The organism is Pantoea sp. GL120224-02 (genome assembly GCF_900215395.1).
Lineage (GTDB): Bacteria > Pseudomonadota > Gammaproteobacteria > Enterobacterales > Enterobacteriaceae > Pantoea > Pantoea communis.
In genome coordinates this window covers 73,186-96,390 of the sequence record NZ_OBEC01000007.1, presented here as the reverse complement: position 1 = coordinate 96,390, position 23,205 = coordinate 73,186, and the positions used below count along the sequence as shown (strand labels likewise).

The following is a 23,205-nucleotide window of genomic DNA, read 5'->3' as shown; positions in this document are numbered from 1 at the left end:
TCACCATTATGGCGAGAGTATGGCAAGCTTGTCCAACGCCAAAGGTTGTCTTATCAATCAGCTACGGGCAACATAGCGACGTGTTTTCACCTGTAACCTGGCCTGCATGAGCATAAATCGTATCCCTGTCCATTTCAGCGACCGCCGTCGTCGTGCCGTCGATCAGTTTGTTCGTCGCGTAGTGACAGGCTGCGGCGTGGGCATTTTGCTGCTGATGCTGCTGCTATTCTTCTGGCTGATCTGGGTGGTGTTACCCCTTTTCAGCGCGCCGGGCATGCAAGCCACCACCAATATGCAGCTTTGGGATAAAGCCCAGGTACTGGCGATGGGCAGCGATGGGCATCTCGGCTGGCGCATCAGCCGCAACGAGGCGCGCTTTATTCCACTCGATGGGCAGCCCGCCGCTGAGGCGCTGGTGCTGCAACAGCACCCTGATGCGGCGGTCAACAGCAGCAATAGCAATAGCGTATTGCTCAATATGCAGGGCGCACTGCTGCTGATGCAACCGCTGATCCACGAAAACCACGGTCAATGGTTCTTCCCGTTTGGCGATCGTCCGCTGCATCTGGCGCAAGGCGCGGTCACCACCATGGCGCTCACCTCGCTAAGCGATCACCAATGGCGGATTGCCGCCCAAACGCCGGCAGGCATCAGCGTAATGACGCTGGAGAACCAGCAAACCGTTAATCAGATTTTGCTGCCACAGCAGCAAGCCGAGCATTTGCTGTTATCCCCCGATGGCACATTGCTGTACGCCAGCGAAGGGCGTTTGCTGCGTGTATGGCAAATCACGCCAGAAGGCGCTCAGCTGCGCGAAACGCAGACCCTTAACCAGCGTCCGCAAAGCCTGCATATCCTCACCGGGGGGCGCACGCTGCTGATTCAGGATACCCAGGGGGTCAAGCAATGGTTTGCCATCGCAGGCGATAAAGGGCCGCGGTTGCAGGAAATTCATACCTTTGATCACAGCCAGGATGCGCTGAAGGTTGTGCCTGAGGCGCAGCGTCGTGTGTTTGCCACCTTTAATGCTGCGGGGGAAATCAAACTGTTCGCCAGTAAGCAGCAGGGGCCGATTTTGACGCGTCAGCTGGCACCGGGCATCCAGGCGCTGGCCTTTTCACCCCGCGGTGATGCGCTGATTGTGGAGCGGGAAGGTCAGTGGCAACAGTTTGCGCTGGATAATCCGTGGCCCGATTTCACCTGGCGCAATCTGTGGCAAAAAATCTGGTACGAGAACTATCCGCAGCCGGATTGGGTATGGCAATCCACTGCGGCTGGCGACAGCTATCAGGCCAAATTCAGTCTGATACCGATGGTGCTGGGTACACTCAAAGCCGCCTCGCTGGCGCTGCTGTTTGCCACGCCGCTGGCTCTGGCGGCGGCAATGTACACCGCATGGTTTATGTCTCCGGGATTACGCCGCTGGGTGAAGCCGGGCATTGAAATGATGGGCGCGTTGCCAAGCGTGGTGATTGGCTTGATTGCCGGCGTCTGGCTGGCACCGCACGTGAGTACTGCGCTGGTCGGCGTGTTGCTGCTACCGCTGGTGCTGGCGGTGACTTTATTGCTGTGCGGCGTGCTCAGTCCGCATTTGCCAGCGCGTTGGCGACGCCCAGGTTTCGAGGTGATTCTGCTGCTGCCGGTATTGCTGGCCGTCACACTCCTGACGCTGTGGCTGCCCACGCAGTTGTGGCCGGATATCGGCGAGCGGTTGGCGCATTATGAACAACGCAACTTATTGGTCGCGGCGCTGGCGATGGGCTTTGCATTGGTGCCGTTGATTTTCACCTTATCAGAAGATGCTTTATTCAGCGTGCCGGGCGCGCTGGGGCAAGGTTCGCTGGCGCTGGGCGCTACGCCGTGGCAAACCTTGACGCGCGTGGTATTGCCGGGCGCTTCGGCGGGGATATTTGCCGCTTTGATGATTGGCTTTGGCCGCGCAGTAGGGGAAACCATGATTGTGCTGATGGCCACCGGCAACACGCCGGTCAGCGAAGGTGGCTTGTTTGCCGGATTACGTGCACTTTCGGCTAACATCGCCATTGAGATGCCGGAAGCGGCAGCGGGCAGTGCGCATTACCGAATTCTGTTCCTGAGTGCGCTGTTGTTACTGATATTCACTTTAGTGATCAACACCGTTGCGGAGTTGATTCGTCAGCGTCTGCGCCAGCGCTACAGCCAGCATGAGGGACAGGGATGAAAGCGATGCGTCAAAACGATCGCTGGCGCTGGCTGACTGCCGGTGCGGTGGCCGTGTGCTTACTGGCGTTTACCTTGCTGATTGGCCTGCTGGGGTGGCAGGGCATGCGCGCCTTCTGGCCGCAGCCAGTGGATCAATATCTGTTCCAGCCGCCGGAAGGTTCGGCGGTGATGGTGCTGGGCGAAACGCTGCACAAACAGCCGCAGGGCGAGCAGTGGCGCTATGTGGTGAAAACGGGCAATCGCGATTTTGCCGCACCGGATTTCCGTGTGCTGTATAGCCAGGGCGCGGCGAAAACGCGTCGCCCGGCAGATGCGGTGGTTTTACAGCGCCGCAGCGGCGGCAACGCTTACGGTTGGCTGATTGAACTGCGGGAAGACAATGAAGTGCTGACCGCGCGCGATCGTGATGCGCTGCTGCATCAGCGGTTGGCGCAAGTCCATGAGCAGCTACGTCAGGCCAGCCACATTCGTCGTGTGCAAATGGCGCGCCTCAATGCACAGCTGGAAAGCCTGCAGCAGCAAGTTGATGAGCAACGTCAGCGCGGCACGTTCACCCTGCAGGATCAATCGGAATTCGATGCCAACAGCGTGGCGCTGCAACGGCGCTTTAGCGCACTAGCGCAACAACTGACCCATCTGCAACATGAGAGCGAACGCGACACGTTGGTGCTGCGCGATGTGCAGGGGCAGGATCATATCATTCCGCTGGCGCAGGTGGTGGATGCCTGGTATCCGAATGCGATGTCGTTTAGGCAGAAAGTACAGCACTTCTTCAGTCAAATCTGGCAGTTTGTCAGCGATTCCACGACATCAGGCGGCGGCGAGAGCGGGGCGTTCCCGGCGATTTTTGGCACCGTGCTGATGGTGTTGCTGATGTCGATCATCGTGATGCCGCTGGGGGTGGTGGCGGCGGTGTGGCTGCACGAATATGCCGGACGTCATGCGTTAACGCGGCTGGTGCGCATCGCGGTGGTGAATCTCGCCGGTGTGCCGTCGATTGTGTATGGCGTGTTTGGTCTGGGCTTCTTTGTCTGGTTGATCGGCGGCACGATTGATCAGCTGTTTTTCTCGCGCGCGTTGCCGAATCCGACCTATGGCACGCCGGGCCTGCTATGGGCGGCGTTGACGCTGGCGCTGCTGACATTGCCCGTGGTGATTGTCGCCACCGAAGAGGGGCTGTCACGCATCCCGGATAATCTGCGCCAGGGCTCGCTGGCGCTGGGTGCCACTCAGGCGGAAACGCTGTGGCGCGTGGTGTTACCGCTGGCGGTCCCGGCGATGCTCACCGGCCTGATTCTGGCTGTAGCGCGTGCAGCAGGGGAAACCGCCCCGCTGATGCTGGTGGGCGTGGTGAAAATGGCCCCGGAGTTACCGGTGGATGCGGTTTTCCCCTATTTGCACCTCGACCGCAAATTTATGCACCTCGGTTTTCAGATTTACGATTTGGCCTTCCAGAGTCCGAATATCGACGCTGATCGACCGCTGGTTTACGCCACCGCCTTGCTGCTGGTGGTGATCATCCTGTCGCTCAATCTGTTGGCGATGGCGCTGCGGCATCGGCTGCGCGAGCGTTACCGCCTCATGACGCACTAGAAAGGTTTTTAGATGACGCCCGATTACGACATCGCGTTAACCGTTAACCAACTGTCGCTGTGGTACGGTGAGCGCCAGGCGCTGAACAATATCGATCTGCACATCCCGAAAAACCGCATCACAGCGCTGATTGGTCCGTCCGGTTGTGGCAAGTCAACGCTGCTGCGCTGCTTTAATCGTATGAACGATGTGATTGATCGCTGCCGCATAGAAGGTGAAATCCTGCTCGATCAGCATGCGGTGATGCAGGCGAATCAGGATCTGCCTGCGTTGCGTCGCCGGATTGGCATGGTATTTCAGCGCCCGAATCCATTCCCGAAATCGATATACGAGAACGTGGTGTACGGTTTGCGGCTGCAAGGGGTACGCGATCGTCGCGTTCTGAACGAAGCTTGTGAACGTGCACTGCGTGCAGCGGCACTGTGGAGTGAAGTGAAAGATCAGCTGGCACAGAATGCGTTGACGCTCTCCAGCGGTCAGCAGCAGCGTCTGGTGATTGCGCGTGCCATTGCCATTGAGCCGGAAGTATTGCTGCTGGATGAGCCGACGTCGGCGCTCGATCCGATTTCCACGCTAGTGATCGAAGAGTTGATGACCACGTTAAAGCAGCATTTCACGCTGGTGCTGGTGACGCACAACATGCAGCAGGCGGCGCGCGTGTCAGATTACACGGCGTTTATGCATAACGGACAACTGGTGGAGTTTGATGAAACCGACCGCATCTTCACCTCGCCAAAAGCGCGCAAAACCGAAGATTACATTACGGGTAGATTTGGTTAAGGGATAGGCAACGTGCGCTACGTTTTCAGGGCGCAGAAAGGCAACAGGTTTTAGCAGCCCCAGGCGCTGACATCAGCCAGTGACTGGGGTGAATTAAGCGGGGCAACGTGTCTGCAAGCGGCTGAATAAGGTGAAAATCAGTCGTGTGCGTAACCCTGAGGTGGCAACGGTTGCCCATCCAGCCAGGCTTTTCCATCGCGCATCTGCAAACGACCATCGACAAACCAGCCGATCACCAGCGGATAAATCGCATGCTCCTGATGCTGTACACGTGAGGTGATCTCTTCTTCATCATCTTCAGCAAATACCGGAACGCGCGCCTGCAAAATCACCGGTCCGCCATCCAGTTCGTCAGTAACAAAGTGCACCGACGTGCCGTGTTCCTCATCGCCATTCTCTAGCGCCTGACGATGGGTATGCAGTCCGGGATATTTCGGCAGTAGCGACGGATGGATGTTCAGCAACCGGTCGTGATAATGCGCGACAAACGCCTGACTGAGAATGCGCATGTAACCGGCCAGCACCACCAAATCCGGCGCATAGGCATCGATTTCCTGCATCAGTTGGCGGTCAAACGCATCGCGGTCGGCAAAGTCACTGGCGGCGAGGCTATGGCCCGGCACGCTGGCTTCCTGCGCACGCGTCAAACCAAATGCCGAGGCTTTATTACTGAAAACGGCAGCGACGCTGCCGTTAATACGCCCGCTTGCGCAGGCGTCGAGGATGGACTGAAGATTGCTTCCGTTACCGGAGATCAGTACAACCAGTTTTTTCATGGATTAATAACCACTCGCTCTTCTGAGTCAGAGGCTTTAATCACACCGATTTTCCACGCCTGTTCGCCAGCGTCGGTCATCAGCTGTACCGCTTTATCGGCATCGGCCGGGCTCAGCGCGATGATCATGCCCACGCCGCAGTTAAAGGTACGATACATTTCATGACGGCTGACGTTACCGGCCTGCTGTAACCAGCTGAACACGGACGGCCACTGCCAGCTCTTCTCGTCAATCACCGCCTGAGTATTGTCTGGCAACACGCGTGGGATGTTCTCCCAGAAGCCGCCACCGGTCAGGTGAGAAATCGCGTGCACATCCACCTGCTCGATCAGGCTAAGGATGTTTTTCACGTAGATACGAGTCGGTGCCAGCAGGTGATCGGCCAGTGGTTTGCCATCCAGCTGTTTGGTTTCTGGATCAGTCTGGCTGACTTCCAGAATCTTACGCACCAGCGAATAACCGTTCGAATGCGGGCCGCTTGAACCCAGTGCGATCAGCACGTCGCCGTCCTGCACTTTCGAACCGTCAATGATTTCTGATTTTTCCACCACGCCGACGCAGAAACCGGCCACGTCGTAGTCTTCACCGTGGTACATGCCTGGCATCTCAGCGGTTTCACCGCCGACCAGCGCACAACCCGACTGCAGGCAACCTTCAGCGATACCGGTGATCACCGCTGAAGCGGTATCCACGTCCAGTTTGCCGGTTGCGTAGTAGTCGAGGAAGAACAGCGGCTCAGCGCCTTGTACAATCAGGTCGTTCACACACATCGCAACCAGATCGATGCCGATGCTGTCATGACGTTTGAGATCCATCGCCAGACGCAGCTTGGTGCCGACGCCATCGGTTCCGGAGACCAGCACAGGCTCGCGGTATTTCTGCGGCAGCGCACAGAGCGCGCCAAAGCCACCCAGCCCACCCATCACTTCCGGGCGGCGAGTTTTCTTTACTACGCCTTTAATACGGTCAACCAGATCGTTACCAGCATCGATATCAACACCGGCGTCTTTGTAGCTGAGAGAGGTTTTGTCGGTCACTGCGGAATCCCCACGCGAATTGCGGTTGGTGGCAAAAATTAAGCGCGCTAATTCTATCAGCGCAGGCAAACGTTTGCGAGTGCCATCTCACGCCGCTTTGCACAGTGCTGATTTTTCGCCAATCCTTAAGATCACGCGAATCGCGCTAAGCCATTGACCAATGACAAGTGGCGCAGCGGCAAAAAGGCGGTATAATCCGGCGATTTTTTTTTAGCTCAACTCAATTCCGGGAGAACAATCATGAAGATCGTGGAAGTCAAACACCCGCTGGTCAAACATAAACTGGGCCTGATGCGTGAGCATGATATCAGCACCAAACGCTTCCGCGAGCTGGCCTCAGAAGTCGGCAGCCTGCTGACTTATGAAGCCACTGCCGATCTGGCCACGGAGCGCGTCACCATCGAAGGCTGGAACGGCCCGGTTGACGTCGATCAAATCAAAGGCAAAAAAATCACCGTGGTGCCGATTCTGCGTGCGGGCCTAGGCATGATGGAAGGTGTGCTGGAGCACGTGCCAAGCGCGCGCATCAGTGTCGTCGGTGTCTATCGTGATGAAGAGACGCTGGAGCCGGTGCCGTACTTCCAGAAACTGGTGTCCAATATCGAAGAGCGTTTAGCACTGGTCGTTGACCCGATGCTGGCAACCGGTGGTTCGATGATCGCCACTATCGACCTGCTGAAAAAAGCGGGCTGCAACAGCATCAAAGTACTGGTGCTGGTGGCGGCACCAGAAGGGATTGCGGCGCTGGAGAAAGCGCATCCAGACGTTGAGCTCTACACCGCGTCAATCGATCAGGGATTGAACGAGAAGGGCTATATCATTCCAGGTCTCGGCGATGCCGGCGATAAGATCTTCGGAACGAAATAAATAAAGCATCCAGCCGGCCAGAGAGTCGGCTTTTTTTTGGCAAAAACACAACAACTCAAGTAATGCCCTTTAGTTCAGTGCCGCATAAACACCAGCACCTTTGGTAGCGGCGCGATTTATCGCGCTCTTTTTCCCGACATGGCACTTAGCGTGTTGGAATATTGCGTAATGAATTGCGCGGCTCCCTGATGGCGCGGCCTGAACAAACAGCATTCATAACGACTAATGGGGATAGAGAGATAATGACAAGACGCGCGATCGGGGTAGACGAACGTCCACCGCTGCTGCAAACCATTCCACTCAGCTTACAACACCTGTTCGCCATGTTTGGCGCCACGGTGCTGGTGCCGATTCTGTTCCACATCAACCCGGCCACCGTATTGCTGTTTAACGGCGTTGGTACGCTGCTGTATCTGTTTATCTGTAAAGGAAAAATCCCGGCGTATCTGGGTTCGAGCTTTGCCTTTATTTCACCGGTGCTGCTGCTGTTGCCGCTGGGTTATGAAGTGGCGCTGGGCGGCTTTATTCTTTGCGGTTTCCTGTTCTGTGTAGTGGCGCTGATCGTCAAAAAAGCCGGTACCGGCTGGCTGGATGTGATGTTCCCACCGGCCGCGATGGGCGCAATCGTTGCGGTGATCGGTCTGGAACTGGCGGGCGTGGCAGCCAATATGGCCGGTCTGTTGCCAGCCGATGGCACCTCGCCAGACAGCAAAACCATCATCATTTCGATGGTGACACTGGCGGTCACGGTGTTTGGTTCGGTGCTGTTCCGCGGTTTCCTCGCCATTATCCCGATTCTGATCGGCGTACTGGCTGGCTACGCGCTCTCCTCCTTTATGGGCATCGTAAACTGGCAATCGGTGGCTGATGCGCCGTGGTTTGCACTGCCAACCTTCTACACGCCGCGCTTCGAATGGGCCGCGATGTTGACCATCCTGCCTGCGGCGCTGGTGGTGATCGCTGAGCACGTTGGCCACTTAGTCGTTACCGCCAATATCGTGAAAAAAGATCTGATTCGCGATCCCGGCCTGCATCGCTCGATGTTTGCTAACGGCTTGTCCACCATGATCTCCGGTTTCTTCGGTTCCACGCCAAACACCACTTACGGTGAGAACATCGGCGTGATGGCGATTACCCGCGTATACAGCACCTGGGTGATTGGCGGGGCGGCGATCTTCGCGATTCTGCTCTCTTGCGTAGGTAAACTGGCGGCCGCAATTCAGGCGATCCCGGTGCCGGTCATGGGGGGCGTTTCTCTGCTGTTGTACGGAGTGATCGGGGCTTCCGGTATTCGCGTATTGATTGAATCTAAAGTGGATTACAACAAAGCGCAGAATCTGATCCTGACCTCGGTGATCCTGATCATCGGCGTCAGCGGCGCGAAAGTGCATATCGGCGCTGCAGAACTGAAAGGCATGGCGCTGGCCACCATCGTTGGCGTCGCGTTGGCACTGATTTTCCGCGTAATCAATCTGTTACGGCCCGAGGAAGTGGTACTGGATGCTGAAGAAAAGCGCGAAAGTTAATGCGCTTTGCCGGGCAGGGAAGCCTGGTTCATCTCTTGCAAGGATCGTGATAAACTTGCGCCGTTTTCTGCCTGCTCATCCGTTGAGGTACTTCTGAACACGCCGGCACAGCTTTCACTGCCACTCTATTTACCCGATGATGAAACCTTTGCCAGTTTCTGGCCGGGGGAAAATCCGTCTCTGTTGGCGGCGCTGCAAGGCGCACTCTCTCAGCAACACGGCAGCTATCTCTATTTTTGGTCACGTGAAGGCGGCGGCCGTAGTCACTTACTGCATGCAGCCTGTGCTGAGATGTCGGCCCGTGGTGAAGCGGTGGGATATGTTCCGCTGGATAAACGCACCTGGTTTGTGCCGGAAGTGTTGGACGGCATGGAGAACCTGGCACTGGTCTGCATTGATAATATCGAATGCATTGCCGGTGATGCCGAGTGGGAGATGGCGATCTTCGATCTCTATAACCGTATTCTGGAAATCGGCAAAACGCGTTTGCTGATCACCGGCGATCGTCCACCGCGTCAGCTCAATCTTGGCCTGCCGGACTTAGCTTCCCGTCTCGACTGGGGACAAATCTATCGTTTGCAGCCATTGTCAGATGAAGACAAACTCCAGGCGATGCAAATGCGAGCAGGGCTGCGTGGTTTTGAGTTACCGGAAGATGTCGGGCGCTTCCTGCTGAAACGCCTCGACCGCGAAATGCGCACGCTGTTTGATACGCTTGATCGGTTAGATCGCGCCTCTATTAGCGCACAGCGCAAGCTCACCATTCCTTTTGTCAAAGAAGCGCTGGGGCTTTAAACAATCTCCAGCACCGCTTCCGGTGGACGGCCAATTCGTGCCTGATCACCGTTGATCACGATGGGGCGTTCGATCAGTTTCGGATGCTCAACCATCGCCTGCAGCAGTTGATCTTCACTCAACTGGCTGTCTGCCAGATTTAACTCTTTATAAAGATCTTCTTTGCGGCGCATCAGATCGCGCGCACTACTCATGCCTAACTGTTGCAGCAGTTTTTTTAGCGCCTGCACGTCAGGCGGTGTTTCAAGATACAGCACCACATCAGTTTCAATGCCTTTATCCTGCAACAGCGCCAGGGTTTCGCGGCTCTTGCTGCAACGCGGGTTGTGATAAATGCTCACCATTATTTTTATCCTTTCTGATACTGACGGAACCGCTTTTGCAGTTCGCGGAACTGATCGATGCGAGCATCGTAACGTGCCTGTTTCAGGCTGCCGAGCGGCACCTGGGCGCTGGCACTGCTCAGGGTGGTGATCGCCTGATCGAGCTGGCCATTGAGTGCTAATCCTTCCGCTCGTGCCGACAACTCCTCATCCCGTAATCCTTGTGCTGCCGAGGCTTGTGCCAGTAAATCCCAGGCATTGACGTCATCGGGATGGGCAAAGGTATAACGATTGAGGATGCGCGTGGCGTTAGCGGGCTGTTTCGCCTCGACATAAGCGTTAGCGAGGTTGAGCTGCAGCACCGGATTGGTGCTGCTTCCTTTGGCACTGGTTAGCATGTTGATCGCCTGCTGCGGCTGGTTCAGACCGATGTCGATATCCGTCATGATATCCAGCAACCAGACGTTATCCGGCTGTTTCGCCAGCATCGGGGTGATGATTTTTTTCGCACTGTCGAAGCTTTTCGCCTGCAGGAACTGCACCGCTTTACCGTATTGCGATGCCATTTGCTCACGTGAGTTGCCTTTGGCGTATTCATTTAACAGCTCATCGGTCAGCTGATTACGGCCAGTAGCGTACATACCCAACGAGCGCACTTTCGCCATGTAGAAGCCTTCCGATGACTGCACCACCACCGGGCGCATCTGGTTGGCACGGTTACGCGCATCGGCCAAACGGCTATCCGGTAAGGGGTGCGTCAGTAAAATTTCCGGTGGTTTGGAGGAGAAGCGGCTTTGATCGGCGAGCTTCTGCAGGAAAGCTGGCATCGCCTGCGGATCGAAACCTGCACGTTGCAGCACCTGAATCCCGATGCGGTCAGCCTCTTGCTCATTGGCCTGAGTGAAGCTGATCATACCCTGTTGCGTACCCGCCAACGTACCGGTTAACGCCGCCATCCCGGCTTGTGGGCTGGCAATGGCGAGCAGAATCGACCCCAACGCGCCCACCCAGGTGAGTGGCGCATTACGCTTCTGCTCTTCCATCGCACGTGCCAGATGGCGTTGAGTGACGTGAGAAATTTCGTGCGCCATCACCGACGCCAGTTGGCTTTCATTGTCGGTGTAGCGGAACAATGATGAATGCAGCACTACGTTGCCGCCGAAAAAGGCGAAAGCGTTCAGTTCGTCATTCTGAATGAGAAAGAAGTGAAACGGCGTGCGCACCGAATTGGCATGCGCCACCAGGCGCTGCCCTAACTCATTGATGTATTGATTTAATAGCGGATCGTTAATCAGCGGCGCACTGGCGCGCAGTTGGCGCACGTAGAAGTCGCCAATTTGTAATTCCTGATTAATGGATAGCGTTGAACCCGCTGTGGTTCCCATATCGGGCAGATTATCACTCACGTCCGCGTGCACGGAGAGTGCGGGCGTCAGCAGCAGCGTAGGAATAAGGGCCGCCAGCACTGATTTTTTCAACCGGTTAAACATGCCTTGATCCTGTAAAAGTCACCTGCAATTGGACAGGTAAGTCGTTCAAATGTTCTGCGCGTACTTTCCTTTGACGCAGCGCTTCTATCTTAACCAGCGCGTGGTAACAAGCAAATGAAGAAGCGACACAGACTTAAAATGAAAAAATGGCTACAGCGGGCGCTGATTGCAGCAAAAAATTGAATAGTCCGCCACGACCAGGTTAGCGCTTTTACAGGTTCAGAAGTTAAAGTTACGTAAAGTTGCTCAAAATAATTGAATCTGGCATGAAATTTTCCAGGTTTACTCTGAAAAACAAACGTCAAAACAGTGAACTGGCCTGTTTTATCCATCAGTGATTTTAATGGTGATTTTTTATAGGGTCGCCGAAATTTTAGTTAAGTATGGTCATATTTTCAGCTCCCCTGGCTTGATAAAAACTAAATAGCTGACAGTCGATTCAAGCCAGTTATTTTTTTAGGCATCTCTTCAGCTCAATCGAAAGCATTATTCAATTAGCCTGACTAATTATCATTTCCGCAATGAAAATCCCGGATAGGCCAAAACTACAGGACTTTTGCCCTGCTCACGCTGTGATATAGATAAGGCACTTTATTCAAACGGACTGTGAATTAGCGCAGTGCATGCCGGAGAGTTATTATGCGTTCTGTTGTCTCTTACGCCCTGATTGCGATCGTGGGTGGGTTTGTTGGCGCCACCGTCAGCAAAAGTGATGATATTTATCAGCGAGTGGTGAGCCATTTTTCTGCCGAGCCAACCGATCCTGAAGGTTTCTGGAGCACGCCTGCTGTCGATGGTTACGGCAAAATCCATTACGAATCTGATGCCGCCTTTAAACCGGTAGTCGGGCTGAGCAACAAAGTGGTGTTTCAAATCACCAAAAGCGAAGGGGACATGAAGCGGCCTAATCTTGGGCTGGAGCGCGTCGCCCGCGTAGTTAACCTCTACATCGCATCAGGCGTGCCTGCCGATCAGCTGCACTTTGTTGTCTCTGTGACCGGTGATGCCACGCCTGCCATGCTGGATAACGCGCATTTCCAGCAATTTTATAAAGCTGACAACCCCAATCTGGCGCTGATCGGCGAACTCAACAAATTAGGCGTCAAAGTGTCGGTGTGCGATCAGTCAGTGGCGTTCCATCACTTCCCGAAAGAGTGGATCGATCAATCGGTTATTCATGCGTTGTCCAGTCCGACCACGGTGTCGACGCTGGAAAATCAGGGTTATGCCTTCCTGCAAATGTAATTGGGCTTAGGGTCTTCTATCGAGGAGAAGTGAAATGCGTCCAGCGTCCTATATTGTTATCGCCGCACTGGCGGGTTTCGTGGGCGGTAATGTGTTACAGCTTCCAGAGCTGGTGGATAAGGTCAGCAGCAAGTTTGCTGACAACAAAAGCGAGCCAGCGGACTTCTGGAGCACGCCAGCCATCGCGGGCTACGGCAAAATCCATTTTGTGAATACGCCGGATTACAATCCCGCGAATACGCCAGGCCTGAGCAATAAGGTCGTTTTTCAGATCAACCGCACGGAAGGGGATGTCCGTCAACCTAACCTCGGACTGGAACGCGTGGCGCGTGTCACCAACCTTTATTACGCTGCCGGAGTGCCGCTAAATCAGCTGAATTTCGTGGTGTCAATCAACAGCGATGCCGTGCCTGCCGCGCTGAATAACGAACAATTCCGCAAAGCTTACGGCACAGATAACCCGAACCTGAAATTGATCGATGAGTTGAAGCAGGCGGGAGTGAAGGTCACGATCTGCGATCAATCGGTGGCGTTCCATCAGCTACAGCGTGACTGGATCGATACGCGCGTCACTCATACGCTCTCCAGTGGCACCACAGTTGCCTCGCTGCAAAACGAAGGTTACGCCTTCCTGATGTTGTAATTCCTGCCTGGCAGCAGTTCGCGCTGCTGTCATTTTTTCGTCATCTCCCCGCGATGTTGCTGTCACAGTTCGCCGCTACTTTAAGCGCCAATGAGATCGATCTCATTGCTCATTCACGAGGCGAACATGTCCGATTTAATCAGTGTGGCAAAGCTGGCTGGCGTTTCTCGCGCTACCGCCGCACGCGCATTTTCTGATCCCCATCTGTTGCGGCCTGACACGCTGGAAAAGGTGTTGGCGGCATCAGAGCAACTCGGATTTCGCCCCAATCACATTGCACGTCAGCTGCGTACGCAAAGTTCTACCACGCTGGGTGTGCTGTTGCCTTCACTGCTCAACCCGATCTTCTCACGCCAGTTACAGGCGATGGAACGTCAGGCGCGTGCGGCTGGATACGGTTTGCTGGTGGCAACCAGTGATTATCAGCCAGAGCGTGAAGCGGCGATCGTCGAACACATGCTGCGCCAGCGCGTGGCGGGCCTGGTGCTGACCGTGGCCGATGCGGATAACAGCGCGGTTCTGACCACGCTGCATGAAGCCAGCATGCCGTTTGTCCTGGCGCACAACGTGCCTCAGCAGAGTCACTGGCCAGCGATTTGCGTGGATAACCAGCAGGCGATGCGGGAAGCCACCGAACATTTGCTAAGTCTGGGCCATCGTCATATCGGCATGGTCGCCGGGCCGATGCTGCAATCGGATCGCGCTCGCCTGCGTTATCAGGGCTACTGCGATGCGATGCAGGCCGCAGGGCTGAATGCGCTGCCGGTGATTGAGATGGCCAGCCATACCCATTCTGATTTCGCGCTGCTGCAACCGCAGTTGCAGGGCGCAGCACCTCTGACAGCGGTGATTTGTACAAATGATTTGCTCGCCATCAGCCTGATTGGTGCCGCGGCGCGTGCCGGTGTACGCATCCCGCAGCAACTTTCGGTGATGGGTTTTGACGGCATCGATATTGGCGAGCAGATTGCGCCGTCACTGGCGAGCGTCTCTCAGCCAGCCGACATGCTCGGTGCCTGTGTCATCGATATGTTGTTACAACAAGCCAGCCGCGGCACCCGCGTACTGGCCCATCGGTTGCGGAGCGGTGAAAGCATCGCCGCGCCAGCCACCGCTTTTTGATACCAACACCAGGGAACCACCATGAAATTCCAACGAAAAATGAAAATTCTTGCAGGAGCGATCGCGCTGACCGCCGGTTCGCTGTTCAGTATGATGACGCAGGCCGCCGAAACCGCGATCTGCTACAACTGTCCGCCCGAATGGGCTGACTGGGGTACACAGCTCAAAGCCATTGCCAAAGACACCGGCATCACCGTGCCACAAGACAACAAAAACTCCGGCCAGGCGCTGGCGCAAATGGTGGCGGAGAAGGGCAATCCGGTGGCAGATGTGGTGTATTACGGCGTCAGTTTCGGCATCCAGGCCGACAGCGCGGGCGTCATCACCGATTATAAACCGCAGCACTGGGACGACATCCCAGCCGGAATGAAAGATCCGAATGGCAAATGGGTCGCGCTGCACTCGGGCACCATGGGCTTTATGGTCAACGTGGATGCACTCGGTGGCGCGCCAGTGCCGCAATCCTGGGATGACCTGCTGAAACCTGAGTACAAAGGGATGGTGGGCTACCTTGATCCGGCCAGTGCCTTTGTCGGTTATGTGGCTGCTGTGGCCGTTAACCAGGCGAAAGGCGGCAACATGCAGGACTTCACGCCAGCGCTGAACTGGTTCAGGAAACTGCAGGCCAACCAGCCAATCGTACCGAAGCAGACGGCCTATGCGCGTCTGATTTCCGGCGAAATCCCGATTCTGCTCGACTACGACTTCAACGCCTATCGCGCCAAATATAAAGATCACGCCAACGTTGCGTTTGTGATCCCGAAAGAGGGCACGGTGACGGTTCCTTACGTCATCAGTCTGGTGAAGAACGCGCCACACGAAGCTAATGGCAAGAAAGTGATCGACTATGTGCTGTCGGACAAAGGTCAGGCGATTTGGGCCAATGCCTTCCTGCGCCCGGTGCGTACTTCTGCAATGTCACCCGAAGCGAAGAAATTCTTCCTGCCGGATAGCGATTATGCACGCGCCCAAACGGTCGACTATCAGCAGATGGCCGATGCGCAGAAAGCGTTCTCTGCGAAGTACCTGAGCGAGATTCACTAATCATGTCGATCTCCGACACCCTGGCGGCTTCACGCCGCCAGGCTCGCAGCTTGCCGGGCAGCAAATGGTTATGGCTGACGCTGCCCGCGCTGCTGTTCTTCAGTGCATTTTGGCTGCTGCCGTTTGCGCGCCTGCTGCAAATCGGTATGCAGAACGATCGCACCACCCAGCACAGTGGCTACTGGACGGTAATCACTCAGCCGAATTACCTGCTGAGTTTGCTGAATACCGTATTACTGTCGCTGGCGGTGACATTGGTTACGCTGGTGATTGCTGCCATCGTAGGCTGTTTTCTGGCGCGTCAGCGTTTTGCTGGGCGTGGCACGTTATTAGCCTTATTGACCTTCCCGCTGGCCTTTCCCGGCGTGGTAGTGGGTTTTCTGGTGGTGATGCTCGCGGGCCGTCAGGGCTTGCTGGCGCAAATTAGCATGAGCCTGGTGCACGAGCGCTGGACGCTGGCCTATTCACTCACCGGATTGTTTATCGGCTATCTCTATTTCTCGCTGCCGCGCGCCATCGTTACGCTCGTCGCGGCCAGTGAAAAGCTTGATCGCTCGCTGGAAGAGGCAGCGCGATCACTTGGCGCCAGTCAGTGGCGTATTACCTGGGACGTGATCGTGCCCGGCCTGCAGCCGGCATTGCTCTCTACCGGCGCACTCTGTTTCGCCACCAGCATGGGCGCGTTTGGCACTGCTTTTACGCTCGGCACCGATTTGGCGGTGTTACCGCTGACCATTTATGGCGAATTCACTAACTACGCTAACTTTGCTACGGCGGCGCTGTCGGTGGTGATGGGCGCGGTTGCCTGGCTGGCGCTGATGTTAGCGCGCCGCCTGGCACACAAGGGGGCCGCATGAATCGTCGCAGATTGTTTAGCCTGCAGCTGTTGGTCACCACGCTCACCGCGCTGTTTATGATTGTGCCGGTGGTGCTGTCGATGCTGGCGGGTGTCACCAATAACTACTTTATCGGCCTGCGCAGCGGGTTGACCCTGAAATGGGTGGCGCAAGTGTGGGAGATGTACGCTGATACCTTCTGGCTGTCGTTGCTGATAGCGCTGTTCTGCTTGTTGGTCACTCTGGTGATTGGCGTACCCGCCGCGTGGGGCTTGTTGAAAGCGCCCGGCCGCTGGGCAGCACGTATTGAAGAGTGCCTGATGTTGCCCGTGGCGCTGCCCGGCTTAGCTACTGCGCTCGGCATCATTCTGCTTTACGGCCAGTTTTCCGGCCTGCGTGACAGCTGGGTATTTATTCTGATTGGTCACGTGCTGTTCACGCTGCCGTTTATGATGCGACCGGTGCTGGCGGTGATGCAGGCGATCGATATGCCGCGTCTGGAAGAAGCTTCCGCCAGCCTCGGTGCCAGCCTGTGGCAGCGCTTCTTTACCGTGGTGGTACCCAACTGCCGCAACGGCATTCTGGCGGGCGCCTTTATGGTGATCACCCTGTCGGTGGGGGAGTTCAACATCACCTGGATGCTGCATACGCCGCTGACCAAAACCCTGCCGGTCGGCCTCGCGGACAGTTACGCTTCAATGCGACTGGAAGTGGGTTCCGCTTATACGCTGATTTTCATTCTGATGATTTTGCCGCTACTGCTGATGCTGAATGCGGTGAATCACTGGCTTAACCGCGCGGTATCGCGCCAAAACAAGGAGGCGGCATGAATCCTGCGGCCGTTACCGTGACGCTGCGCGGTTGTTCACGTCACTTCAATCACCAACTGGCATTGCATCCGCTCGATCTGACCGTGAATCCCGGGGAAACCCTGGTGTTGCTCGGGCCTTCTGGCTGCGGAAAAACCACCACCTTGCGCATCATCAGCGGGCTTGAGCGCTGTGATGCGGGCGGCGAGGTGTGGTTCGACGATCGTAACGTTACCGCGTTGCCGATTGAGAAACGCAACGTTGGCATGGTGTTCCAGAACTATGCGCTGTTTCCCAATCTTAACGTCGCCGAGAACGTGGCTTACGGCTTGAAAGTGCAGGGCGTGGCGCGTGCCGAGCGTGAAGCGCGCGTGCAGGAGATGCTGGAACTGGTGGATCTCAGCGCGCTGTCACAGCGCAGCATTGATAAGTTATCCGGTGGACAGAAACAGCGTGTGGCACTGGCGCGTGCGCTGGCAGCCAGACCCAAAGTGCTGCTGTTTGATGAGCCGCTGGCGGCGCTGGATGCGCGCTTGCGTGACCGCTTACGCCTGGAAATCGGCACGCTGCTGAAGAAGCTGGCGATCACCGCCGTGTACGTCACCCACGATCAGCAAGAGGCGATGGCGCTCGGCGATCGCATTGCAGTGATGGAGCAGGGGCGTCTGGTGCAGATCGATACGCCACAAAATATCTATCAGCATCCCGCTTCGAAGTTTGTCGCCGATTTTGTCGGGGCGATTAACTGCGTGGATGTCGATGCGCGTGGCAATGCACAGCGCTTCTGCCGCCCGGAAGATGTACTGCTCGCCAGCGACAATCGCTATGCGCGTCAGGGCTTTATCCTTGCCAGCACCTTTTTAGGCGCATCGCAGCGGCTGATGATCGATATCGGTCTGGCCATGCCGATTCAGGTCGACCGCCATGCGCGTGAAGCCTGGCATGCCGGACAACCGGTGAGCTGGACGCTGGCGCAAGACGCCGCCCTGCAATTTTCTGCATCCTGAGGAAGAAATTCGTGTCTGAAGCATTGACGCTGATTGCGCAAATAAGTGATTTACATATCAAGGCGAACGGTCGCCTGTCGTATAAAAAAGTGGACACCCAGGCGGCGCTGCTGCGGGTCATCGACACCCTGAATCGTTTGACGCCGCGCCCGGATATGGTGGTGATCACCGGCGATCTGGTGGATTTCGGCAACGCAGAAGAGTATCAAACGCTGCGAACGGCGCTGCGACGTTTGCAACTGCCTTACATGCTGATGGCGGGCAATCACGACGATCGCCAGCAGTTACGCGCGGCGTTTCCGGATCACCACTATCTGCAACGTGGTGAAACCCTCAACTGGCAGGCACGGGTGAAAGGGGTGCAGCTGCTGGCACTGGATTCCAGCGTGCCGCAGCAGCCGTGGGGCTACGTGGACCAAGCGCAGCTGGCCTGGCTGGAAGAACAGCTGGCACGTGAGCCACAATTGCCTACGCTGGTGATGTTGCACCATCCACCGTTGGTTTCCGGTATCGGCCATATGGATAAGCAACCGCTGCGTAATCCCGACGCGCTGGCGGCGATTATCCGCCAACATCCGCAGGTGGAACGCGTGTTGAGCGGTCATTTGCATCGTTCGGTACAGGCGCGCTTCGCCGGTACGTTAGCCTGCGTTGCGCCAGGCGTGTCGCATCAGGTGGCCTTTGATTTGTCTGAAAATGGTCCGGCGAATTTCGTGCTGGAGCCGCCGGGTTTCCTGCTACATCGCTGGCACCCACAGCAAGGTATGACAACACACCAGTGCGCTATCGGCGATTATCCGGGCCCGTGGCCGTTCTATGATGCGAATGGTCTGATCGATTAGCGCCAACGTTTGCTGAATAATTACGCGTGTCTGACAGGATGGTTCGTGCTCAATCTGGTTTGCAGGTGTACAATTGGCGGTTCCCTCACCAGGGGTAGCTAGTCCAACTATAACTATATTGTCAGGCACGCGAATGATGAATTTTCACACCAGGGCGGTTGCGTCATGCTGATGCGCATCCGGCCAAAAACTGACCTGCGTACGCTGATCGCGTTGCTGGCGATCACCAGTATCGTCATTACGCTCGCCAATACCTTGTACGCCACCTGGCGTGTGCAGCGTATGGTGCTGATCGAGAGCACGCTCGAAGCCAATCGCGCTTATGCCACCAAACTGGCTGCCACCACGGAAGTCTTTTTCCAGCTGGCACAGTCGCAGCTGCACTACAGCGCGACGCAGTTGGGCAAGGATTTTGATAATCCAGAACTGGCGCAGCAGGAAGTGAATCGTCTGCGTGAGCAAACCAATAGCTTCAACTCCGTTGCGGTGGTCGACACCAATGGGATAGTGAAAGCGATTTCGCCTGAGTCACTGATGCTCAAAGGCATGCAGCTCACCAGCCAGGCTTCGCGGGAAGCGCTGGCACAGCGCCAACCGATGGTGAGCAAACCCACCATCTCTGCTGCCAACAATCTGATTGTGTTTGTCTCCTGGCCGATCTGGAGCAACGAAGGACGCTACCTCGGCTATGTAGGCGGCACTATTTATCTGAAGAAGAAAAGTATCCTCAATGCCTTACTCGGTGAGCAGTTCTACCGGGATGGCACGCGCGTGTATGTATTGGATCGCAACAATCAGGTGCTTTATCACCAGAATAGCCAGCTGATTGGTAAAACCGCGCCAGAGATCGTCAGCGAGCGTCAACGCAATGAGAGCACTAATGGCGAGGTGCAGGTCAAAGAAGAAGACACGCCGAAACTGGCGGGTTACGCCATTGTGCCGACCACCGGCTGGATGGTGGTGGCGCTCAAACCAACCGACGTCACCCTGCAACCGCTCTCGGGTTTGCTGCTGAAAGTGCTGAAAAACTCGGTGCCGTTTGCGTTGCTGACCTTACTGATGGCGGTGATCTTCGCCCGTCTGATTGCCTTGCCGCTGTGGCAACTGGCGCGTAAAGCCAGTCAGATGGACACCCAAGGCGTCTCGGGTGAAATTGGCGGTATTCGTGCCTGGTACTTCGAAGCCGCACAGGTGAAACGCGCCTTGCTCACCGGGATCGGACTGGTACAGGACAAAATCGGTCGGCTGAAATCGGAAGTACAAACCGATCCGATGACCAGTTTGCTTAACCGCCGTGGCCTGAGTGCGGTGCTGGATTACTTCGAAACCATGCGTCAGCCTTTTGCGGTGCTGGCGCTGGATATCGACCATTTCAAGCGGGTGAATGACAACTTCGGCCATGATGTGGGTGACGAAGTGATCAAACAGGTGGCGCGTACCCTGCGTAACAGTGCGCGCCAGACCGACGTGGTGTGCCGAAATGGCGGCGAGGAATTTTTGATGCTGTTGCCAGCCACCTCGACGGAAGAAGCGCGGGTGATTGCCGAGCGCGTGCGTACCAGCATCGCCGAGAGCTGGATTGACCATGTTGGGCATATCACGCTTTCAGTGGGCATCGCACATTGGGAGGCCGATAATCAGCCGCAAGATGTGAGCTTGAAACAGGCTGATGCCGCACTCTATCAGGCGAAAAATGCCGGACGTAACTGCGTGATGATTGCCGGGCAGGATGCGCTGGTGAGCAGCATTACCCGCTAATCTTCACATAGCCGCTGCTAACGGCGGCTCTCTCATTCCGCACCAAAAAGGTGCCCGGCACAGGTTCATCTGAACCGGGCATCGACTGCAAATTTCTGTACAATCGTCATCCCGTTTTTGGCGTCAAGGAAGTGAAATGCTGGCTCTGCTTTTCCAATGGTACAAACGTCGCTTTAGCGATCCGCAGGCGATTGGCCTGCTGGTAATCCTGTTGATGGCGTTCTGTATCCTGTTTTTCTTCAGTGGATTATTAGCACCGTTGCTGGTCGCGCTGGTGCTGGCTTATCTGCTGGAGTGGCCAACCGTTCGATTACAGCGCCTGGGATGCAGCCGCACCTGCGCCACCAGCATGGTGCTGATTGTTTTTGCCGGTATTTTGCTGGTGATGGTGCTGATTGTTGCGCCAGTGGCCTGGCAGCAGGGCATCAATTTGCTGCGTGACCTGCCGAATATGCTCAACAAGCTCTATGTCTATGCCGCCGGGTTGCCGAAGCGTTTTCCGGCGCTGGTGGATGCGGGCATCATCGATATCATCGTGGAGAATCTGCGTAGCCGCCTGACCGGGTTGGGGGAGTCATTGGTGAAGTACTCACTGGCCTCGCTAGTCGGGCTGATGACGCTGATGATCTATCTGGTGCTGGTGCCGCTGATGGTGTTCTTCCTGCTGAAAGATAAAGAGCAGATGCTCAATGCTGTGCGTCGCGTGCTGCCGCGCAATCGCGGGTTGGCGGGCGTGGTGTGGCAGGAGATGAATCAGCAAATCACCAACTACATTCGTGGCAAAGTGCTGGAGATGGTCGCGGTAGGGTTTGTCACCTGGATTGCCTTCCTGGTCTTAGGGCTCAACTATGCGTTGCTGCTGGCGGTGCTGGTCGGGATTTCCGTGCTAATTCCCTACATCGGCGCGATGGTGGTCACCATTCCGGTGATTGGCGTCGGCCTGTTCCAGTGGGGCTTAGGCACCGATTTCTGGACGATGTTTATCGTTTATCTGGTGGTGCAGGCGCTGGATGGCAATGTGCTGGTGCCGATTTTGTTTTCAGAGGCCGTCAACCTGCATCCGCTGGTGATCATTCTTTCGGTGGTGATTTTTGGTGGTATGTGGGGCTTTTGGGGCGTGTTCTTTGCCATTCCGCTGGCGACGTTAATCAAGGCCGTGGTGCGCGCCTGGCCGGAAACCACGCTGGAGCATCAGCAGGGGTAAATAAAACGGGTGCACATTGTGCACCCGTTTTATTTTATGCCGACTTCAGATAATCCAGCACGATGTCGTGGTGGTTCGACGTTTTGAAGTCGTCGAAGACTTTCTCAACTTTGCCGTTGCCGTCGATCAGGAAACTGATGCGGTGGATACCGTCATAGGTTTTACCCATAAAGGTTTTCTCACCCCAGACACCGAATTCCTGGCAGACCTGGTGGTCTTCATCAGATAAAAGGGTGAAGTTCAGCACCTCTTTTTCGGCGAAGCGTGACAATTTTTCAGGCTTATCGGTGCTGATGCCCAGCACTTCCACGCCCACGGTTTTCAACGCATCCATGTTGTCGCGCAGACCACAGGCCTGAACGGTGCAACCCGGCGTCATGGCCTTCGGGTAGAAATAGACCAGAACGCGCTGTCCCTGGAAGTCGGCCAAATTTACTTGTTCGCCGTCCTGATCGGGCAAGCTAAATTTCGGTGCGGTATCACCGGCTTTCAGTGGATTCATCACAACTCTCCATTTTTTTCTTCATGCTGTGGGTAATACACCCTCGCGGCAAAAAGCACCAGCGGGTGCCACCCTCTGGGTTATTTCACTACACGGTATGCTGCAGGGCAGAGTGTGTGGAGAAATAATCCGGCGTTAGCTTACAGGGTGTTGTTGGCATCGTCGGTGACACTATAAAGACGAATTGAGCCTTGTGCATGCAGTTCTTCACACAGATTGTTGAAGGCCTGTTCAAACGGTGCGCTGGCCTGATTATCCGGGCTGTGTGCCGTCATCTGAATATACAGTGTCGGTGGGACACCTTCCTGTGCCGGGGTAATACGTGACACCAATTCGGCAATGTTCATCTGATGTTTATCGAACAGATCGGTAAAGCGCTCAATGAGATGAGGAGAATCTGGCACTTCCACCTGCACCCATACCGTGGCAGGCATCGGTGGGGTGACGCGCGCATTAGTGCGCTTCATCACAATCAACAGTTCCAGCTCAGCCCCTTTCATCGGTAGCGTGGATTCAATCAGGGTTATCGCGTTCCAGCTCCCCGAAAGCAACATGATGAAGGTGAACTCATCGCCCAGCATCGCCAGACGACTGTCTTCAATATTACAGCCGCAGCTACTGACGTGGCGAGTGATGGTATTGACGATACCCGGACGATCAACGCCCAATGCGGTGATCACCAGATGGTGAGGCTGTGACTGCGACAAAATGGCATTTCCTGTACGTTCGCTAATAACCATAAGGTAAACATAAAAAAAACTGCTGACAAGGGTAGGAATGGCTTGGCTCGCTTGCTTTTCTTTC

General features: G+C 55.8%; 22 protein-coding genes. 16 read left to right on the top strand and 6 right to left on the bottom strand.

Annotated elements, in window-relative coordinates; genetic code table 11:
* Positions 1 to 106: 106 nt before the first annotated feature.
* Genes CRO33_RS14640 through pstB form a run of 3 tightly spaced genes read left to right on the top strand, consistent with a single transcriptional unit; the run spans position 107 to position 4,575 of the window.
* On the top strand, positions 107 to 2,200 hold the full coding sequence (locus CRO33_RS14640) for an ABC transporter permease subunit (protein ID WP_097118591.1): 2,094 nt from the start codon (positions 107 to 109) through the stop codon (positions 2,198 to 2,200).
* The gene (gene pstA, locus CRO33_RS14635; RefSeq protein ID WP_097118590.1) at positions 2,197 to 3,795 is read left to right on the top strand and encodes a phosphate ABC transporter permease PstA; all 1,599 of its coding nucleotides are present in this window, start codon (positions 2,197 to 2,199) and stop codon (positions 3,793 to 3,795) included. Before CRO33_RS14640 ends, pstA begins: the two co-directional genes overlap by 4 nt.
* 12 nt (positions 3,796 to 3,807) lie before the next feature.
* On the top strand, positions 3,808 to 4,575 hold the full coding sequence (gene pstB / locus CRO33_RS14630; protein WP_038645455.1) for a phosphate ABC transporter ATP-binding protein PstB: 768 nt from the start codon (positions 3,808 to 3,810) through the stop codon (positions 4,573 to 4,575).
* Between the two features lie 137 nt (positions 4,576 to 4,712).
* On the opposite strand, the gene purN is transcribed toward pstB, so the two are convergent.
* Both purN and purM read right to left on the bottom strand, forming a co-directional pair.
* Complete coding sequence (gene purN / locus CRO33_RS14625; protein ID WP_058959117.1) at positions 4,713 to 5,351, bottom strand: phosphoribosylglycinamide formyltransferase; 639 nt, start codon at positions 5,349 to 5,351, stop codon at positions 4,713 to 4,715.
* Positions 5,348 to 6,388 carry a phosphoribosylformylglycinamidine cyclo-ligase gene (gene purM / locus CRO33_RS14620; protein ID WP_034825969.1) on the bottom strand — a complete coding sequence of 347 codons (1,041 nt, stop codon included), beginning with the start codon at positions 6,386 to 6,388 and terminating at the stop codon, positions 5,348 to 5,350. The genes purN and purM overlap by 4 nt, the downstream gene beginning before the upstream one ends.
* A gap of 240 nt (positions 6,389 to 6,628) precedes the next feature.
* Between purM and upp the strand changes: the two genes are divergently transcribed.
* The 3 genes from upp (at position 6,629) to hda (ending at position 9,576) form a co-directional block, all read left to right on the top strand.
* The gene (gene upp / locus CRO33_RS14615; protein ID WP_034825735.1) at positions 6,629 to 7,255 is read left to right on the top strand and encodes a uracil phosphoribosyltransferase; all 627 of its coding nucleotides are present in this window, start codon (positions 6,629 to 6,631) and stop codon (positions 7,253 to 7,255) included.
* 242 nt (positions 7,256 to 7,497) lie between these two features.
* Complete coding sequence (gene uraA / locus CRO33_RS14610; protein ID WP_038645460.1) at positions 7,498 to 8,781, top strand: uracil permease; 1,284 nt, start codon at positions 7,498 to 7,500, stop codon at positions 8,779 to 8,781.
* A gap of 93 nt (positions 8,782 to 8,874) precedes the next feature.
* Positions 8,875 to 9,576, top strand: a complete 702-nt coding sequence (hda, locus tag CRO33_RS14605; RefSeq protein WP_202403671.1) for a DnaA inactivator Hda — start codon at positions 8,875 to 8,877, stop codon at positions 9,574 to 9,576.
* Here hda and arsC read toward each other — a convergent pair.
* Complete coding sequence (gene arsC / locus CRO33_RS14600) at positions 9,573 to 9,920, bottom strand: arsenate reductase (glutaredoxin) (protein WP_058959115.1); 348 nt, start codon at positions 9,918 to 9,920, stop codon at positions 9,573 to 9,575. The two genes, hda and arsC, sit on opposite strands and share 4 nt — an antisense overlap.
* 5 nt (positions 9,921 to 9,925) lie before the next feature.
* Positions 9,926 to 11,389, bottom strand: a complete 1,464-nt coding sequence (locus CRO33_RS14595; protein WP_097118589.1) for a beta-barrel assembly-enhancing protease — start codon at positions 11,387 to 11,389, stop codon at positions 9,926 to 9,928.
* A gap of 639 nt (positions 11,390 to 12,028) precedes the next feature.
* Between CRO33_RS14595 and CRO33_RS14590 the strand changes: the two genes are divergently transcribed.
* The 10 genes from CRO33_RS14590 to CRO33_RS14545 all read left to right on the top strand — a co-directional run bounded on the left by CRO33_RS14590 (position 12,029) and on the right by CRO33_RS14545 (position 21,899).
* On the top strand, positions 12,029 to 12,634 hold the full coding sequence (locus tag CRO33_RS14590) for a DsrE family protein (RefSeq protein ID WP_058959113.1): 606 nt from the start codon (positions 12,029 to 12,031) through the stop codon (positions 12,632 to 12,634).
* A 34-nt stretch (positions 12,635 to 12,668) separates the two neighbouring features.
* Positions 12,669 to 13,277, top strand: coding sequence for a DsrE family protein (locus tag CRO33_RS14585; protein ID WP_058959112.1), 609 nt, complete (start codon positions 12,669 to 12,671; stop codon positions 13,275 to 13,277).
* 126 nt (positions 13,278 to 13,403) lie between these two features.
* The gene (locus CRO33_RS14580) at positions 13,404 to 14,399 is read left to right on the top strand and encodes a substrate-binding domain-containing protein (protein WP_097118588.1); all 996 of its coding nucleotides are present in this window, start codon (positions 13,404 to 13,406) and stop codon (positions 14,397 to 14,399) included.
* 39 nt (positions 14,400 to 14,438) lie between these two features.
* The gene (locus CRO33_RS14575) at positions 14,439 to 15,443 is read left to right on the top strand and encodes an ABC transporter substrate-binding protein (protein ID WP_249221656.1); all 1,005 of its coding nucleotides are present in this window, start codon (positions 14,439 to 14,441) and stop codon (positions 15,441 to 15,443) included.
* A 2-nt stretch (positions 15,444 to 15,445) separates the two neighbouring features.
* Positions 15,446 to 16,300: an ABC transporter permease gene (locus CRO33_RS14570; protein WP_097118586.1), complete on the top strand. Its 855-nt coding sequence runs from the start codon at positions 15,446 to 15,448 to the stop codon at positions 16,298 to 16,300.
* A complete protein-coding gene (locus tag CRO33_RS14565; RefSeq protein WP_097118585.1) occupies positions 16,297 to 17,109 on the top strand; it encodes an ABC transporter permease in 813 nt (270 codons plus the stop codon). The genes CRO33_RS14570 and CRO33_RS14565 overlap by 4 nt, the downstream gene beginning before the upstream one ends.
* Positions 17,106 to 18,095, top strand: a complete 990-nt coding sequence (locus CRO33_RS14560; protein WP_097118584.1) for an ABC transporter ATP-binding protein — start codon at positions 17,106 to 17,108, stop codon at positions 18,093 to 18,095. The genes CRO33_RS14565 and CRO33_RS14560 overlap by 4 nt, the downstream gene beginning before the upstream one ends.
* 11 nt (positions 18,096 to 18,106) lie before the next feature.
* The gene (locus tag CRO33_RS14555) at positions 18,107 to 18,937 is read left to right on the top strand and encodes a phosphodiesterase (RefSeq protein ID WP_097118583.1); all 831 of its coding nucleotides are present in this window, start codon (positions 18,107 to 18,109) and stop codon (positions 18,935 to 18,937) included.
* Between the two features lie 165 nt (positions 18,938 to 19,102).
* On the top strand, positions 19,103 to 20,695 hold the full coding sequence (locus tag CRO33_RS14550; RefSeq protein WP_058959105.1) for a sensor domain-containing diguanylate cyclase: 1,593 nt from the start codon (positions 19,103 to 19,105) through the stop codon (positions 20,693 to 20,695).
* Between the two features lie 136 nt (positions 20,696 to 20,831).
* Positions 20,832 to 21,899 carry an AI-2E family transporter gene (locus CRO33_RS14545; RefSeq protein ID WP_034825758.1) on the top strand — a complete coding sequence of 356 codons (1,068 nt, stop codon included), beginning with the start codon at positions 20,832 to 20,834 and terminating at the stop codon, positions 21,897 to 21,899.
* A 34-nt stretch (positions 21,900 to 21,933) separates the two neighbouring features.
* Here CRO33_RS14545 and bcp read toward each other — a convergent pair whose 3' ends face one another.
* Positions 21,934 to 22,401 (bottom strand): thioredoxin-dependent thiol peroxidase, encoded by a 468-nt coding sequence (gene bcp / locus CRO33_RS14540; RefSeq protein ID WP_034825761.1) that lies wholly within the window; start codon positions 22,399 to 22,401, stop codon positions 21,934 to 21,936.
* Between the two features lie 140 nt (positions 22,402 to 22,541).
* The gene (locus CRO33_RS14535) at positions 22,542 to 23,141 is read right to left on the bottom strand and encodes a glycine cleavage system transcriptional repressor (protein ID WP_370523124.1); all 600 of its coding nucleotides are present in this window, start codon (positions 23,139 to 23,141) and stop codon (positions 22,542 to 22,544) included.
* Positions 23,142 to 23,205 lie beyond the last annotated feature (64 nt).